This is a genomic window from Shewanella sp. GD04112 (genome assembly GCF_029835735.1).
Classification (GTDB): domain Bacteria; phylum Pseudomonadota; class Gammaproteobacteria; order Enterobacterales; family Shewanellaceae; genus Shewanella.
The window spans coordinates 2465693-2483275 of sequence record NZ_JAOEAL010000001.1; the positions used below are offsets into that span (position 1 = coordinate 2465693).

The 17583-nt window shown below is 46.3% G+C and carries 9 protein-coding genes and 1 pseudogene; 8 read left to right on the plus strand and 2 right to left on the minus strand.

Annotated elements, in window-relative coordinates:
• Positions 1–136: 136 nt before the first annotated feature.
• Positions 137–2974, minus strand: a complete 2838-nt coding sequence (locus tag N7386_RS10950) for a TonB-dependent receptor (protein WP_279768496.1) — start codon at positions 2972–2974, stop codon at positions 137–139.
• Between the two features lie 586 nt (positions 2975–3560).
• On the opposite strand from N7386_RS10950, the gene N7386_RS10955 reads away from it, so the two are divergent.
• From N7386_RS10955 to N7386_RS10990, 8 genes and pseudogenes are all read left to right on the plus strand, one after another.
• A complete protein-coding gene (locus N7386_RS10955) occupies positions 3561–6926 on the plus strand; it encodes a LamG-like jellyroll fold domain-containing protein (RefSeq protein ID WP_279768497.1) in 3366 nt (1121 codons plus the stop codon).
• A 98-nt stretch (positions 6927–7024) separates the two neighbouring features.
• Positions 7025–7889: pseudogene (locus N7386_RS10960) on the plus strand (DMT family transporter).
• Positions 7890–7988: 99 nt separating this feature from the next.
• Positions 7989–8885 carry an SMP-30/gluconolactonase/LRE family protein gene (locus N7386_RS10965; RefSeq protein WP_279768499.1) on the plus strand — a complete coding sequence of 299 codons (897 nt, stop codon included), beginning with the start codon at positions 7989–7991 and terminating at the stop codon, positions 8883–8885.
• Between the two features lie 627 nt (positions 8886–9512).
• The gene (gene fdnG, locus N7386_RS10970) at positions 9513–12530 is read left to right on the plus strand and encodes a formate dehydrogenase-N subunit alpha (protein ID WP_279768500.1); all 3018 of its coding nucleotides are present in this window, start codon (positions 9513–9515) and stop codon (positions 12528–12530) included.
• 2 nt (positions 12531–12532) lie between these two features.
• Complete coding sequence (gene fdxH / locus N7386_RS10975; protein WP_088212379.1) at positions 12533–13435, plus strand: formate dehydrogenase subunit beta; 903 nt, start codon at positions 12533–12535, stop codon at positions 13433–13435.
• A complete protein-coding gene (locus tag N7386_RS10980; protein ID WP_023265795.1) occupies positions 13432–14055 on the plus strand; it encodes a formate dehydrogenase subunit gamma in 624 nt (207 codons plus the stop codon). The genes fdxH and N7386_RS10980 overlap by 4 nt, the downstream gene beginning before the upstream one ends.
• Positions 14056–14057: 2 nt before the next feature.
• Positions 14058–14957, plus strand: a complete 900-nt coding sequence (fdhE, locus tag N7386_RS10985) for a formate dehydrogenase accessory protein FdhE (protein ID WP_279768504.1) — start codon at positions 14058–14060, stop codon at positions 14955–14957.
• Positions 14958–15905: 948 nt separating this feature from the next.
• Positions 15906–16076 carry a hypothetical protein gene (locus N7386_RS10990; RefSeq protein WP_166485353.1) on the plus strand — a complete coding sequence of 57 codons (171 nt, stop codon included), beginning with the start codon at positions 15906–15908 and terminating at the stop codon, positions 16074–16076.
• A 627-nt stretch (positions 16077–16703) separates the two neighbouring features.
• Here N7386_RS10990 and N7386_RS10995 read toward each other — a convergent pair.
• Positions 16704–17570: a WYL domain-containing protein gene (locus tag N7386_RS10995; protein WP_041412632.1), complete on the minus strand. Its 867-nt coding sequence runs from the start codon at positions 17568–17570 to the stop codon at positions 16704–16706.
• Between the last annotated feature and the right edge of the window lie 13 nt (positions 17571–17583).

Genomic DNA, 17583 nt, shown 5'->3' on the forward strand with positions numbered 1-17583 from the left:
TTGACCAGAGACAAAAGCAGTTTGATGGCCAGCAAGTACGTAAGCACGGCTAAGGCTTTTGCTATGCATTTAAATTAAAAGCATAAAAAAGCTAATCCACAGGATTAGCTTTTTCGGTTTAAACAACAGTGGTCAATTAGAAGGAGTAACGCGCACCCAATGCAAAAGTACGAGTATAGATACTGTTCGTACGGTTATAGAGTACTGAGTCCTCGTAGTATTCTTGATAGATATCATCAAGAATATTTGTCGCATCGAAGGTTAATACAAACTCATCACTGATGTTGTAGCTGAACTGGAAGTCAAGTGACTGCTCAGGTTTACGGTAAATACCGCGTGGCATTGCAAAGCTACCTGCATCATACGCACTTAAGAATTTATCACGCCAAGTGTATGATAAACGCGCGCTGTAATCGTCTTTATCGTAAATCAATACCGCACTCATAGAAGTATCAGACACACCGAATAGTTCACGAGTTGTAGTACCAATTTGCTCACCACTCTCAGAGTCAAACTCAGGAATGTCTTGGCTTGAATCTAAGAAGGTTGCACTGACTTGAGTACCTAAGCCATCTAAGTAACTAGGCATATTCTCTGGGAAATATACAGTACCTAGCTCAAATCCTGTCAGCTTTCCGTTTGAAGCGTTTTCTGGACGGCTTAAAATATATTTTTTGGTTTCGCCGTCAACTTCACGGGTAATAGTAGAAGAAGAGTTAAATACGAAACCTTCAATATCACGACGGAAATAAGTACCGAATATGGAAGATCCTTCACCAAAGTAATATTCCAATGAGAAATCATAGTTTTGTGAAGTAGTAGGTTCTAACTTAGAGTTACCACTTGAAGCTTGACCGAACCCAAGCTTTGTTAAGTCCTCTGTATAAGAAATCGCAGTGGTTAAATCGCCAAAGGCGGGACGACGAATCGTTTCAGTGTAGGCAAAACGTGCAACCAAGTCGTCAGTTAACCAGAAGCGTACCATTAAGCTTGGTAATAACTCCGCACTTCCATTGGTATCTGTGTCATGAACGAGATAGTATCGAATGTCATCAACAACATCCTCTGCAGCATATTTTTTGCGTTCCCAGAAATCCATATCTGCATCGGCTTTCTCATAGCGAAGGCCGATTTGACCATCAACTTGCTTACCCCATAACTCGGTTTCAAAATCACTTTGAATATATGCAGCATATGACTTTTCGGTGATGTCATAGTTGGTATACATGGCAAGGGCTTGCTCATCGGCGTTATACATAGCTTCAATAGCTGAGCGATTAGCATATAAATAATTACCATCGGCAATCGCCCAACTTGTCGGCACATTACCACGGCCATCAAAGAAGCCGGAGGTTACGGTGAACATGTTAGGGTCAAGATCGCTAAATAACACGTTGGTGTTTAAGGAACCGGCATCGTAAAGTCCGTGTTTCGCACCACGTTGTTCTGCACGAATACCAAATTTCATCTTAGTAAATATGCCGTAGTCGAGGAAATAGTCACCATCGAATGTCCAAGTAACTGAATCACCTTCGTCCTTAGCGCCACTATCGTATAATTGAGCCGTTTGCCATAGGGCATATTGAGTTAAATCAGACTCATTAATATCTGTATCTGGATTATCTAAATAAACCCAACTAGGTACACCACCACTTTTGTTGTTATAGTCAACATCAACACCGTAGAAAGTCTTAGTGCTATTCGCGCTTACACCGCGCATCGCCAGAAATTGTGATTCATAGGTACTGGTTTGATAGACCACTTCAGACTTTAAGGTCAAATTATCAAAGTCCCACTTACCTCCTAAGGCAAATACATAACTATCTGTTTTGTTATGGCTATGGTCTGAACTGCTAAATCCGTCAACGTTATAGGCAGTTCGCGATTTTACCACGTTGGTACCATCATAAACTTCAATACCATCTTGAATCACTTGGCTCCAGTTAGCGGATGAATCTACGTTACTAAAGAGCATAGAGTTGAAGTTATCATTACGATAACCGTTATAGAATGCTTCAAAAAGATATTCGGAAGTGTCAGTTGGCGCCCATTGCAATGATAGGTTCAGTGCTGGACGTTCACGCTCACCGTTATTCATATTTTGGAATACGGCGTCGCGCATGAGCAGATATTCCTGACCGTTGATTAATGCCCCTTCACTGGTATCTAAACCATGGGCTAGGCCACGCTTCCAATAAGTATCAGGGATTTGGACACCAGTTTCAGCGTAATAGGGCATTGATGCGCCAGGTGCAACCACTTGATCATTATAGTTGGTGCGGATATAGGAGACGTTAACTAATGCGCCGACTTCACCGATGCTGGTATCCCAGCGGTCGCTAATTAAGGCGCTGAAATTGGGATCGATAGTGTCAGGCTGATCAGAGTAAATCCCTTTGGCTGCTACCGAAATTTTTTCTTCTTGGAAATCAAAAGGTCTATGGGTACGAATGTCAATTTGACCCGCGATACCGCTGGCGACTTGAGAAGAAGAGCGGGTTTTAAAGACTTCAACACTGCCGAGTAATGCCGCAGGTACGTCAGCAATAGCGACTTCACGACCTGCTGCAGTGAAAACTTGACGGCCGTTAACTGTAGTGGTTACGTCGGTTAAACCACGAATACTCACGGTATTGGCTTCACCTGATGCACGGTCAGTCACTTGAACACCCGTTACCCGTTGCAAGGCTTCAACCACGTTATTATCTGGGAACTTACCGATATCTTCGGCAATAATGGCATCGACAACTTGAATGTTTTGGCGTTTAAGTTCTACCGCTTTATTTAAACTACCACGGATCCCCTGAACCTGAATGATCTCCATCTCTTCGTTATTTTGCGCTTTACCGCCAGAAGAGGGGCGTGACGTTTCTTCCGTCTGAGGCGGTTGTGTCGCTTCAGCTTCTGCCGCATACGTCGCTTGACTAGCAAGAGCAAGCAGAATAGCACTTGCCAAATAAGTCTGTTTAAACATCTAGTTAATCTCCGGTAGTTTTATTATTTGATCCGGTAGCCTAAGACACCATCTGACGTCCCGGTCTTTTTTATTCCACTTCAGAGTCACGGACATCCCCACAGTGTCCCTGAAAATTTAGAATTTTGTTGCCTATTTTGTAGCGTATAGTGCACCGCGTTAAACCAATTTCGCTTCAACGGGTGAGGTTAAGAATTTATCAGAACTGTTAAAATAATATTGTATGACTATTTGCATGTCAACTCACTGTTTGACGCAATAGGAAAGCAAGATCACATTTCGCTAAAATGCGACGAAAAGATGCATAAACACTATCAACATGAAATTAAACGAGTTTATTGAATGGCGTTAAGGTTTGGCGACTAAAGCATTGTCTTGATTGAATAGGTTAGACTGGTCAAGCAAGCTGACCTTAACGTCAAATGTTTTGCAAAATCTCACAAATCTCTGTCACAAGATATTTACTTCTATCCCCATAATGCTAATGTAACTTTAGTGTTACAGTAGTATTGTATTACTTTTACATTTGATACATTGATACACGCTAACCTAATTATCAAACACAACAATAAAAGGAACGACGCTCATGGTGCTTAAACGCTCATTCGTGTCAGCAAGCTTGATCATGGCACTAGCCTCCTGTGGTGGGGACGACAGCAGCTATAGTGCAGACGACACAAATACCTTTACACTTCCTCCCCCTATGACATCGGCGGATCCGATAATTGCAGGTGAGGTGAGCTACAAAAATGCAGTGGTTCATGATCCTTCCATCATTAAAGATACCGATGGCACCTATTATGTTTTCGGCTCCCACCTCGCGGTGGCCAGTTCTACTGATTTAATGAACTGGACACAAATTGCCTCAGATGGTGCAGCCGAGAGCAGCCTGTTCAATACCTATGAGTCAGAAATCGCGGAAGGCACCGCATGGACGGGTGGCTTTGTTGGCTCGTGGGCACCGGATGTGATAAAGCTTGCCGACGGTAAGTACCATTTCTATTACGACTTCTGTGGCGGCCCCGATAAGATTGATTGCGTATCGCGCTCCTATCTGGGGATGGCCACCTCTGACAATATTTTAGGCCCTTATGTTAACCAAGGCTTGATCCTGAAATCAGGTCAAGAGGGGGCTGAAAACCCTGGCGCAAACGGTCAAATTTACGATGGCTTTGTCGACCCTAACGCTATCGATCCCGCCGTGTTTTACGATAAAGATGGCGGCCTGTGGATGACCTATGGTTCCTATTCCGGCGGGATCTGGGTGATGCAGTTAGATCCAGCAACGGGTAAACCGTTAGCGGATCAGGGCTATGGCACTAAGATCATGGGCGGCAATTATAGTGCGATTGAAGGGTCTTATGTTATCTATAGCCCAGAATCTGAATACTACTATATGTTTACCTCCTTTGGCGGCTTCGCCCAGAAAGACGGTTACAACATTCGTATCTCTCGCGCTAAAAATCCTAACGGTCCCTATGTGGATGCTGCGGGTCTGGACATGATTGGCGCAACGGCCGCAGGCAATATCGCCGACTATGGTGTCAAACTGATGGGCGGTTTCCAATTTGTGGCCCACCCGGGCGATGTGGGTCATGATCACGGTTACCTGTCACCCGGCCACAACTCCGCTTTTTATGATGCACAAACGGGCAAATACTTCTTAGTATTCCATACGCGCTTCCCCGATACCGACGAAGGTCACAGCGTGCGCGTGCATGAACTATTTCTCAACAGCGATGGTTGGCTAGTTGCCTCACCACATCGTTATGCACCGATCAACGGCGATAACATTGTCGATGAAATCGATGTTACTGGTGATTATCAATTTATTAATCACGCAAAAAATATTAATACCGCGGCACACAAATCAGTCCATGTGAAGTTATCCCGTACTTGGACCAATAAAGGCACTGTCTCCGGCGATGTGACTGGTAGTTACCAACAGGGCGATGACAACCAAATCACCTTAATACTAGACAATTTAGGCACTTTTGAAGGCGTACTCGCCTGGCAATGGGATCCTGAGCAAAACAAACTCATGCCAACCTTTAGCGCCATTTCTAATGATGGGGTGAGTATTTGGGGCGTGAAGCTCACCGATAAAACCACTGAGGAAATTTTATCGGCATCGGCAAATGGCATTAGCCTGCCGACCGAAGTCACCGAAGGCACGCTCGCCTTACCGACACAAGGTACCCGTGGGTCAACTATCGAGTGGAAATCGAGCGACGAGTCAGTAATCAGAACCGATGGCACCATTATCCGACCCAACGTTGGCGAGGGCGATAAGGTCGTGACCTTAACCGCGACAATTATGGTCAACGGTAAGAAGGTGACTAAAACCTTCCAAATTACCGTATTTGCCCATAAAACCTATAACCGTATTGCCCACTACAGCTTCGAGAATAACCTCAAGGATTCCCTAGGCTTATTTGGTGATGGTCAACCCACTGGCGATAGGATCTTCAAAGCGGGTGATGCCATTGGTTACGCCACAGGCTTTGAAGGACAAGCCCTATCATTAGATGGTGCCCACGGGGTGTTACTGCCATCGGGCATTATCTCCAGCTACGAGTACACAGTGTCTTTCTGGGCAAGTCCTGTGGTTATCACAGGATTTACCACGGCATTCTTCGGCGCAGTTAACGAGCAAACCGCTGAAGATGGTAGCAAGTTCTCCAATACCTGGGTCAGCTTGCTGCCACAGGGCTGGGACGGTAATACCATGTTCTGGAGCCATAATATCGATACCAGTGGCAGCTCAGTACTGGAGACCTGGTTTGATGGTGTAACGGGTGAGCGCATCGCTGAAAACACTTGGTCGCATCTGGCGTTCTCCGTCAATAAAGGGCTCGTTAAAGTCTTTATCAACGGGGTTGAGCGCTTTAGCAGCGGTAACCTTGCCAACTACTTTACGGGGGCTCAGGGCGTTTTCGGTCTTGGGGTTAACTACTGGGATGTTCCATACAACGGCCTTATCGATGAGCTAAAAGTATATGAAGCGGCATTAACGGCTGAAGAAGTCAAAGCCCTCGATATCGACAAGTTAGCCGATAGTGAACTCTTGTCCTCAGCAACGGCCATTCTGGAGCTAGGCGACTTATCGGCGGTGCGTGAAAACATCGAACTGCCAGTAACGGGTCCTTATGCTTCGGCCATTTCATGGGAATCGTCAGATCCAACGACTATTGATACTCATGGTGGCGTAACGCAACCTGTTCGTGGTGAAGAAGACAAGGTTGTCACCTTAACGGCGACCTTAAAACTGGGTAATGCGACCCAAACCAAAGTCTTCACGGCAACCGTTAAAGCTAAGAATCCGCCAACACCGGTCGCAATCTATAGTTTTGAAGACAATCTTAACGACAGTACCGCTAACTTCGGCGCGGGCACTGTAGTGGGTAACCTGATTGGCGTTGAAGGCGGTAAAATCAGCTATGTGGATGGCGCGGTAGGCAAGGCGGCGGTCTTTGATGGTGCCTCTGGTATTGTATTGCCGAATAACCTTATCAAAGACTACACCTATTCAGTGTCAATGTGGCTCAACCCTGAGCAGCTGAATAAGTACACTACAGCCTTGTTTGGTTATGCGACGGATTCCAGCTGGACCAGCGTCTTACCAGGCGGTCAAAATGATTATGAGCGCATGGTGTTATGGTCAGGCACAGCATGGTACGACGGTAGAACTGGTTTTGTGATGCCAAAATCCCAATGGACGCACCTTGCGTACACAGTGAATGGCGGCGAGGTGAAGGTCTATATCAATGGTGAATTGAAGTTTACCGGCGCGAACTTCCCGAACATATTCTCAGTACCGACCACTAAGTTTGCGGTCGGGGTTAACTTCTGGGATGTGCCTTTCAAAGGGGCAATCGATGAAATCAAGTTCTATGACGAAGCGATTACTGAACAAGATGTGGCTGATTTATTTGGCGAATCTAATCAATAATCTAGATTAGCTGTCTATACTGAAAGCACCCATTCGGGTGCTTTTTTATTGTCTGCAACATTGCAATTGAGTTTGGTTATCCGCGACTAAGGAATTTGATGACTGTTTTTCGTCTATTTATGCTAACGACGCTTACCATGTTGGCCTTTGCCTGTAACTCGATACTTTGCCGGCTTGCGTTAAAGGATGGCAGTATCGATGCCTGCAGCTTTACCCTGATCCGCTTGTTGTCTGGGGCCATCATGCTCTTGCTATTAAGCCTTAACAAGCCTGCACCGGAGGCCAAGGGCCATTGGAGGCCAAGGGCCATTGGAGCTCAGCCTTGGCATTGTTTGTCTACGCAGCGGGGTTTTCCTACGCCTATATCAATATGACGGCCTCAATGGGGGCACTGCTACTCTTTGGCGCCGTTCAAGCCACCATGATTGGCTATGGGCTGTACCGAAAAGAACCCTTTAATACCAGACAATGGTTTGGGTTGGCCTGCGCAGCCGCGGGGTTGCTTTTTCTGTTGTTACCCGGGCTGTCGGCGCCGCCGCTTTTGAGCTCATTGCTGATGATAAGCGCCGGAGTCGCTTGGGGGATTTACTCGATTAAAGGCAAAGGGGCCCAGCATCCCATTCCAATCAGTGCGGGCAACTTTATCCGCACTGTGCCGATGGCACTGTTATTACTGCTATTAGTTCGAGATCCCTTAGCGGTAAGTCAGATGGGAATTATCTATGCGTTAGTCTCAGGCGCCATCGCTTCAGGCTTAGGTTATGCAATTTGGTATTCTATATTACCTTTATTGTCATCTACTTACGCCGCTACTGTACAATTGAGTGTGCCGTTAATTGCCGTGGGGGAGTGCTATTGCTGAGTGAACCCCTGAGCCTTCGATTATTGGCAGCTTCCTGTGCCATCCTCGGTGGCATTGCACTGGTTGTGCTCAGCAAATCTGCACCACAAAATAAAAGCTAAATAGAAAGAAACATTTATCTTTTCCTTTTGCCCTTGCGTCATCCAACGCCTTGTTTAAGAATAAGGCCATTCTGGGTAAAAGGATGTCTTGAGTAAATCATGCAAACGGTCACGGTTGGCGAGCTGTTGATGACAATCCCTGTTGGCAACCGCCTTGGTGAAGGTGTGTTATGGGATGAGTTACACCAATCCATTTGGTGGACCGACATTTTATCCGCTGTGATTTATCGTTTTCATCTCGACAACCGCACCTTAGATACTTTCCCCATGCCGCATCGCGTCGGCTCCTTTGGCCTCACGGTAATGCCTACAACACTTATCGTCGCATTCGATATCGGTATTGCATTCTATGATCTTGAAGATAAAAGCCTGACATGGCTGGCGCAGCCAGAGGCTCAGATTGAGGGAAATCGCTTTAACGATGGTCGCATCGATAGGCAAGGGCGTTTTTGGGCAGGCACTATGGTGGAACAACGTCAAAGTGCAGCACAACACGCCGCCCTGTATTGCATTGACGAGAAAGGGTATTGCCACCAACGCCTAACGTATCTCGAAATCTCCAACGGCCTATGCTGGAGTCCAGATGGACGAACGCTCTACCATGCCGATTCGCCAACACATCAAATCCATCAATATGATGTTGATATCCAAACGGGTTTATTAAGTCGTAAGCGCCTTTTTGCGACCACCAGCCATCATATTTTCCCTGATGGTTCAGATGTCGATGCGGCGGGTTACCTCTGGAATGCCCAGTGGGGCGGTGGCCAAGTGGTGCGCTATCGTCCCAATGGTGAAGTCGATCTTATCCTCAAATTGCCCGTTACCCATCCAACCAGCATCGCCTTTGGCGGCGAAAGACGCGATCTGTTGATCGTCACCAGTGCCAAACACTCACTTGAGGCATCGCAATTAGAGCAAGAACCGCAAGCCGGCGATGTGTTTATCTACCAATTAAATGGAATTTGTGGCTTAGACAGTCCGCGCTTTAACGGTTAGTTTGCGATAAAAATCGCTAATACCTTTTATTGAATCAATTTATTGCTTACAAAACGCTCTGCACTGAGGATAGATAAGTGATTTTCTAAGGTGTTTTCATCACTCAAGTGGCAACTATTCGCTGCCGTTTATACCGCTTAACTCACTGCTAGCTACATTGATAGAGACCACTGTTAGCAACATCCATTGGAAAAACGGTTGTTTTCTGCCGATCATTTCTCTTAAATTGTGATCTTGCTCTAAAAGTGCCTAATCGGTATTTTCATTCATATTTTGACCAATCGCCGTCACTTTTGTGATGCGCGTCAACAATAAGATTTACCCCAAATGGAACTTGGTACAAAGTGGACAAAATGGCTAATCAAAATGTCCATGTCGATAAAATCACTTAAATATCGCAATCTGCAATTTTTATAGATTTTAATTCCAGCGAACATCATATAAACAACTTATTTTGGTTAAATATTCTTTTGAAGTCTTAATGTGATTTTGATCACCTGTTAGAAATTGTCATTATTAGTCACTTTTTTATACTCGCACCATGAGTAGGGTTAAGTTCTCTACTCAAGCCTGCAGCGTACGCGCTGCAACTTAGTGAGCACATAAAAGAGAGTGTGTGAAATGACAATGAATAGACGACAGTTTTTTAAACTCTGTGCTGTGGGAGCCGCGACTTCTACTATTTCTGCACTGGGGTTGATGTCCGAAAAGGCATTTGCATCCGTCAGAGGTTTTAAATTGCTACGCGCAAAAGAGACGCGTAACAATTGTTGCTACTGCTCTGTGGGTTGTGGGTTGTTGATGTACAGCCAGAGCAGCAACGGGAAGAATGCGGAGCAGAGCATTTTTCATATTGAGGGCGATGCCGATAATCCAATTAACCGCGGTGCTCTGTGTCCTAAGGGTGCAGGCTTGGTTGACTATGTAAACAGCCCCCACCGTTTGAAATATCCTGAAGTGCGTTTACCCGGTTCGGATAAATGGCAGCGCATTAGCTGGCATGAGGCCTTTAAGCGTATCGCAAGACTCATCAAAGACGAGCGCGATGCCAATCTGGTTGAAAAAAATGCCCAGGGTCAAACCGTTAACCGCTTAGTCAGCCTAGGCATGATGACCTCATCGGCCCAAGCAAACGAAGGCTGCTACATCACCCATAAGTTCGGCCGTGCCATTGGTATGCTAGGGATAGATAACATCGCCCGCGTTTGCCACGCCCCAACACCAGCCGCAATGGCGCCCACCTTTGGCCGCGGTGCTATGACGAGCCACTGGGCGGATATGAAAAATACCGATCTGGCCATTGTGATGGGTGGTAATGCAGCAGAAGCGCATCCCGTTGGTTTTGGTTGGGTGACAGAAGCGATGGAGCATAACAACGCCAAGTTGATTGTGGTCGATCCGCGCTTTAACCGCAGTGCTGCCGTCGCCGATTTATATGCGCCTATTCGTTCGGGCACTGATATTGCCTTCCTGCTCGGCATGATCCGCTACTTGCTCGAAACACAGCAAATCAACCTTAACTATGTCAAAGCCTATACCAACGCCACGTTTATCGTGCGGGAAGACTTTGAATTTAACGACGGTTTATTCAGTGGCTACGATGAGGCTAACCATAAATACGACCAATCCACTTGGTTCTATGAGTTAGATGAAGAGGGCTACGCCAAGGTTGACCCTAGCTTAAGTCATCCACGCTGCGTGATTAACCTGTTGAAAAAACACGTTGATCGCTACGATCCTGACACAGTGTCCAGCATCACGGGTACGCCTAAAGACGCCTATCTTGAAGTATGTCAGCAAATTGGGGCGACCCATGTTGACCATAAAGCCGCAACCTTCCTGTATGCCCTCGGTTGGACACAGCACAGCGTCGGCGCGCAAAACATCCGCACCATGGCGATGATCCAATTGCTGCTTGGCAATATGGGGATCATGGGCGGCGGCGTGAATGCGCTGCGTGGTCACTCAAACGTTCAAGGCGCGACAGACTTAGGTTTATTGTGCCAAGGATTACCTGGCTACCTGAAACTGCCTCAAGATAGAGATGTTGATTTACAAAACTATTTAGCCCATTACACCCCAAAAGCCTTAAGACCAAACCAAACCAACTATTGGCACAATTACCCAGCCTTTACCGTGTCGTTGTTAAAAGCGTTTTTCGGTGATCATGCCACCGCAGAAAACGATTATGGTTATGACTGGCTGCCAAAGTGGGACCAACAGTACGATATCAATAAGCAAATCGACATGATGGTTCACGGTGAGGTCAATGGCTACTTTATCCAAGGTATCAACGCACTTAACTCCCAGCCCGATAAGCAAAAAGTGTCTAAGGGCTTATCTAATCTGAAGTTCTTAGTAGTGCTCGATGCACTGGCAAATGAAACTTCCAGCTTCTGGCGCAATGCGGGTCAGTTTAACGATGTGGATACCGCCAGCATTCAAACTGAAGTCTTCCGCTTACCCACAACCTGTTTTGCTGAGGAAAGTGGTTCAATTGCTAACTCGAGCCGTTGGTTACAATGGCACTTTAAGGGCGCCAATCCACCCGGCGAAGCCTTATCAGATCCGGCAATTCTTTCTGGCATCATGCTGGAATTAAAACGTTTATACCGTGAAGAGGGCGGCCGTTTACCTGAGCCGATTGAAGCCATCAAGTGGGATTACGCGATGGAGCATGAACCCAGCTCCGAGGAAATCGCGCAGGAGATGAATGGTTATGATCTCACGACCGGTAAGCTACTCAATGGCTTCTCCGAGTTAAAAGCCGATGGCTCAACCTCATGCGGTATTTGGGTTTACTCGGGAATGTGGACCGAAGCGGGCAACCTCATGGCGCGTCGTGATAATAGCGATCCATCCGGTAAAGGCATTACCCCGAATTGGTCATTCGCTTGGCCTGCAAACCGCCGTATCTTGTATAACCGCGCTTCCTGCGACGTGCAAGGTAAGCCGCGCGATCCGAGCCGTGTACTGCTCGAATACAAGGACAACAAGTGGCAGGGCATTGATGTGCCAGACTTTAATGCCAAGTTGAATGCCGAAGATTCGGCCCATCCTTTCATCATGCAAGCCGATGGTGTTGGCCACTTATTTGCCCTGCGTGACTTAAAAGATGGTCCATTCCCAGAGCATTATGAGCCGTTCGAATCGCCACTGGCGAGTAACCCGCTGCATCCTAAAGTCACCAATAATCCGGTGGCGCGGATGTTCAAAGGCTTACGTGAAAGCTTTGGTACCAATGAAGAATTCCCCTATGTTGGCACCACTTACTCGATGACGGAGCACTTCAACAACTGGACCACGCATTGTCACCTAGCTGCGATTACCCAGCCACAACACTTTATCGAAATCGATGAAACGTTAGCGGCGGAAAAGGGCATCAATAACGGTGATTGGGTCAAAGTAAGCTCCAAGCGCTCGCATATTGTCACTAAGGCCTATGTGACTAAACGACTCCAACCCATGATGGTTCAGGGCAAAAAAGTCCACACCATTGGTATTCCACGCCATGGCAGTTACGAGGCCCTGACGCAAAAGAGTTATATCGTCAACGAGCTAACTTCATCTGTGGGCGATGCCAACACCCAAACCCCTGAATATAAAGCATTCCTTGTGAATATTGCCAAAGCGGAGGGCTTCTAATTATGGCTTCTCAAGATATTATCCGCATCTCAGGCACCACGGACATCACCCCCGCGTCTCAAGCACGCATTGGTGCGGTCCAGCAGGTGACTAAGCTGTTTGATGCGACCAAATGTACCGGCTGTAAGGCATGTCAGGTTGCCTGCTCCGAATGGAATGACCTTCGTGAAGATGTCGGCACTTTCCAAGGCAGTTACCAGAACCCGATGATACTGTCTCCAGAAAGCTGGAACATAATGCAATATCACGAAGTGATGGATAACAATAAGTTGCGTTGGCAATTTACCCACACTGCCTGTATGCACTGCGCCGATCCAGCCTGCTTAAAAGCTTGTTCTACCAGCGGCGCGATTGTGCAACATGCCAATGGCACTGTGGATTTTGACTCGAACAAGTGTATTGGCTGTGGTTATTGCGCCAGTGCCTGTCCTTTCAACGTGCCTAAGATCAGTGCCAAAGATAACAAAGCCTATAAGTGCACCCTGTGCTCCGATAGGCTCGCCGTTGGCCTCGAGCCTTCCTGTGTTAAAACCTGCACCGTGGGAGCGCTGCGTTTTGGCACCCGCGAAGACATGTTGTTCTATGCCGAAAAACGCGTCGAGCAGTTAAAGGAACGCGGTTTTAGCAAGGCGGGACTTTATAACCCCGAGGGCGTTGGTGGTACGCATATGATGATGATCCTCCACGACATCACACAACCCGAAACCTATGGCATGCCAAAGGATCCGCAAATCCCCGCCGCCACCGAATGGCGTCAAGATTGGCTCAAACCTTTGGGCACCGCAGGCTTGCTCGCAACGGCGGCGTTCGCCCTGATGCACCGCATTGCGGTAGGGCGCAACATCGTCGAGGAAGATCAGCCCGGTTACATTGATGCCGGTGCCACAGAGGAGGAAAAGCAATGAGTCATAAAGAGATGATAGTGCGCCATAAGCTCGTTGATCGTCTGTGTCACTGGACCATAGTCTTTGTGGGATTAGTGACCTTTTTAACGGGATTCTCGTTTTTTTACCCTTCGTTCCAGTGGCTGAGTGGCATTGTTGGCACACCACAACTGGCAAAAGTGATGCATCCATTCTTCGGGATCGCTATGTGTCTGCTGCTGGCGGTGATGCTGATCCGCTATTACCAGCACAATAAGTGGAATAAGTACGATTTGCCCTGGATGAAAGCCGTGGTGTGGGTGCTACTGCAAAAAGAAGAGAACATTCCGCCCGTGGGCCATTACAACCCAGGTCAGAAAATGTTATTCCGCGCCTTTGTGGTTTTTGTACTGGCGTTTCTGATCAGCGGCATCATGATGTGGCAACCTTATTTTGCCCCCATGTTCTCGGCAGAAGCCGTCAATTGGGCCACCTTAGTCCACTCGGCCTGCGGCATATTAATGCTGTTATCCCTGGTGGTACACGTATGGATGGCCTGCTGGATTGAAGGATCTATCACTGGGATGCTCTACGGCAAAGTCTCTAAGGCTTGGGCTCGTAAGCACCACCCAGCCATGTTAGAAGAACACGAGGAAAAATAGCGATGAAGATGGCCAGCGATATCCCGTTAAGTTTTGTTGATAAATCCCCCTTAGCATTAAAACCGCTAAAAGCGGCACATCCTGAGAAAATTTATCAGCATAGAGCACGTCGTTTAGCACAATTAGCGCAGGATTCTCCGCTGGCGGATTATCTCAAGCTCTGCCAAATCCTAGTGTCGACGCAGCAAAAACTTGCGGCAACGGATATGGGCCCAGTACCAATGATTGACGCTGAGGTGCCATATCCGTTGTCCCTAAGCCAAACTCAAACGGCTCAGGATTGGTTAAAAGCATTGCAAGCATTGCTAACAAAATTGGTATCTCAAGTGCCCACGCATTTAGTGCCTGTTCTACAGGAGTTACAACAGCAGTCGCCAACTCAATTGCTAGAGTGGGGCACTCAACTGAGGCAAGGGGAGTTTAGTGCCGTGCCTGCGCAGTACAGCCTATTTATTTGGGCGGGATTGTCCTTGTATTGGTCACACTGGGCCCCCATGGTGATTGCACGAATGGATGTGAATAAGGTTAAACAGTCTAGCCTTTGCCCGGTGTGCGGCAGTCATCCCGTCGCCAGCATGATTGTCGATGAGCCACGGGAAGGGCTGCGCTATCTGCATTGCAGTCTGTGTGAAAGCGAGTGGCACTATGTGCGCGCCCATTGTACCTGCTGCGAGCAATCCCGGGAGATGTCAATTTGGTCGTTTGATGACCATAAGGCAGCCGTGCGGATTGAGAGCTGCGAGGCGTGCAAGGGATACACTAAGATGTTGTTTACCAACCGTTTGCCATTGTTAGATGCGGCAGCGGACGATATCGCATCGATGGGATTGGATGCCGAGCTCAATGCAAAGGGCTATGGTGCCACAACGGTAAATCCACTGTTACTTGCACATGAAGCCTAAATAGTAAAAAGGATTAATAAACAAGGCCATGGATGGTTTTGATACTGTATGTTCCATTCGGTCACCACTTAGTGTGACCGAATGGTCATCGACTGTGATATCAAACTAACTGATTCAAATCTTATTCGTGCGCTACGTGAAATCTGCAAAACTTGCAGGGGCAATCTTGCCAAATATTCACGTAGGAACGCCTTGAAAATAGCGTAGAAGTAACCCATCAAATGTATCTATCCCTTGATTAAACAAAAATCAACGGTAAGCGCTAAACGAGGACAATCTTAACCCTTTATTGGGCGGACAATTAGACGCATGAAAATTCTCACCGAGAATCAGAATGAGCCTTCAATAAAATCAGATAGTTATACCTCTATTTCAGAATGCATCAAAACGAAGATTCTCACATAAATCAGAATGAGCTATATATTTATATTAACTATCTGAAATTTCTATATTTATTTTAAAAAGTGGTGCAGGCCGTTATAGATAAACCCACATAGGTAACGTTTTCAATGAAGTGACTGACCACAAGATTGAGTAGATGCTATTGGCAATACCTTTCCATTATGCCCCCTTCATCCGTAAAAAAAACAACTGTCTGGACACCGACATTTTTATTACAAAATTTCTCCGTTTTTTTGTTAAATCAATGCAAAAGTTTCAGTATTTTTGTCCAAATATTGTTGGTTATTATCCAAAATTCATAAATGTAAGGTTAGTATCAGATTGATATTAACTTATTGTTTTAAATGGGTTCCTGAGCAATTTCGTACCCTTTGCTAAATTCATATCCTGTTCGTCTTAGAGCATTGGAATCTAGAATGAGTGCCCAACCAAAATATGAATGGTCCATCTATGAAAATTAGCGACTGGCTGCCCGATTGATAGAACACTTATCCATGTCTTTTTCGTTGCTCTACACCGAACAGTGGCGATTCAAAGGAGGTTATTATGGCTAAATCACTGAACGAACTTAGAAAGAGGCTTAAGCCACAAGTGCAATTGGCTGCTAGAGCTAAAGCAGAAGAAATTCTCGCTGAAATGAGCATGAAAGATGTGACTAAATCGCGTGGTCATAATGAGGCTACTGTCGAATTTCTGATTCCAGAAAGAAAAAATTAGTGGCAAAAGAAATGGATAAAACTAGGTAGCGAAGTAGTGGTGATTCAACCAACTTGAAATTAATTTGCCCCTTTCTTTGTTTCGCATGACCAAGTTAGCTCAGCTTGGTATTGAACCGTTGACCTAATTTTAGTAATGCTACAAGTGCCTACTGTTCTAGAGGCTAACCAGAGTCCCCGATAGAGGTCAATAAAATCGATCATTTCTGGGGTTTGCAATCTAGCACCGCGACTGCGAAAAAAGCCGCTGCCTTCTTCAAAATTTCGTTAGCTTGTTTTAGCTCTCAGTTTTTACGTTTAAGCTCTTTAAGCCTGGTGGCCGTATCAGTTGTGACTCCAGTTTTCTCTCCAGAGGGCGGTTCCATTTTGTTAACCCATACTCGAAGGCTTTCTGGGGTACAACCGATCTTTGAAGCGATAGACTTGATAGCAGACCACCGAGATGGGTGCTCACGCTCTGCTGTTAAAACCATACGAACCGCACGTTCGCTGACTTCTGGGGAATAAGTAATTCTTTTTCTCATTGGCTAATTCTCTCAAGAAAGTTAGCCTCCGACAAACTAGGATCAATTCATCCTCCACGCTTTTTTACTCAGTTTGTTTTCACAAGCCGTAGTGGAGTTATGAATCACAAGATCCACCGTTTTAAACTATGTGGCTGAGCGACCGTGAGCTGGTTAGCTTGAGGTGAAGATTTCAGCTTTTTTGTGTCAAGGCATATGTTTAGGCGTTTTACGTAATACTTAATCAAAGCTCTTCTGCAAGATACGAAAAACTGTGCTTCAAGCATCCCATAGTCTGCTTTTACAACCAGTTGCTGTTCTTGAGTAAGAAAGGGGTTCGTTGTGATTTCGAAAGTTTCTTCGATGTTCCAATCGTCATCATCTTCTTTGGTCAAAGAAGACTTATCGAGGATTTCAGGTTCATTCCTGAATCGGCTTAGAACAAAGTCTCGAAATCCCTTCTTCTCTTCACAGTAAGCTCGTACGTGCCATCTAAAACCATCGAAAACAAGGGTGTGCGGTGCAATGTTTCTTCCTCGCTCAGAAGGGTGCTCTAACGAAACATAGTCAACATCAACACATCGCTGCTCTCTTGCTGCTTGAAGCAAACGCCTAACGATAATTGGTGCAACATGGCGGTCAGGTACACTGAGCACGATCGAGTTTGCTTGCCCTAGCCCTTGAAGGTCAAAACCATCAATATTTTCGTTAGTGTATTTGTTTAATAGAGACAGGTACTCGTTTGGCGTTCCCTGCGTAAAACGTGGTTTAAAGTCATTAGTGGGTCTATAGCCTTTAATCCCCCGGTCATGAACAAGCGGAGGTATTTCGAAAAGCTTCTGATAGTTAGCAATGTCTCTCGATGCTTGCTGCCGCCCGATGTTGAATGAATTGCAAAGATGATTGGTTGTGAGCCTGCCTTCCCAAAGGGCAACGATTTCAATGAGTCGAAATCTAAGAAGCTGCTCCCATTTAACGTCAGCGGTAACCATGTAATGCCTGTTT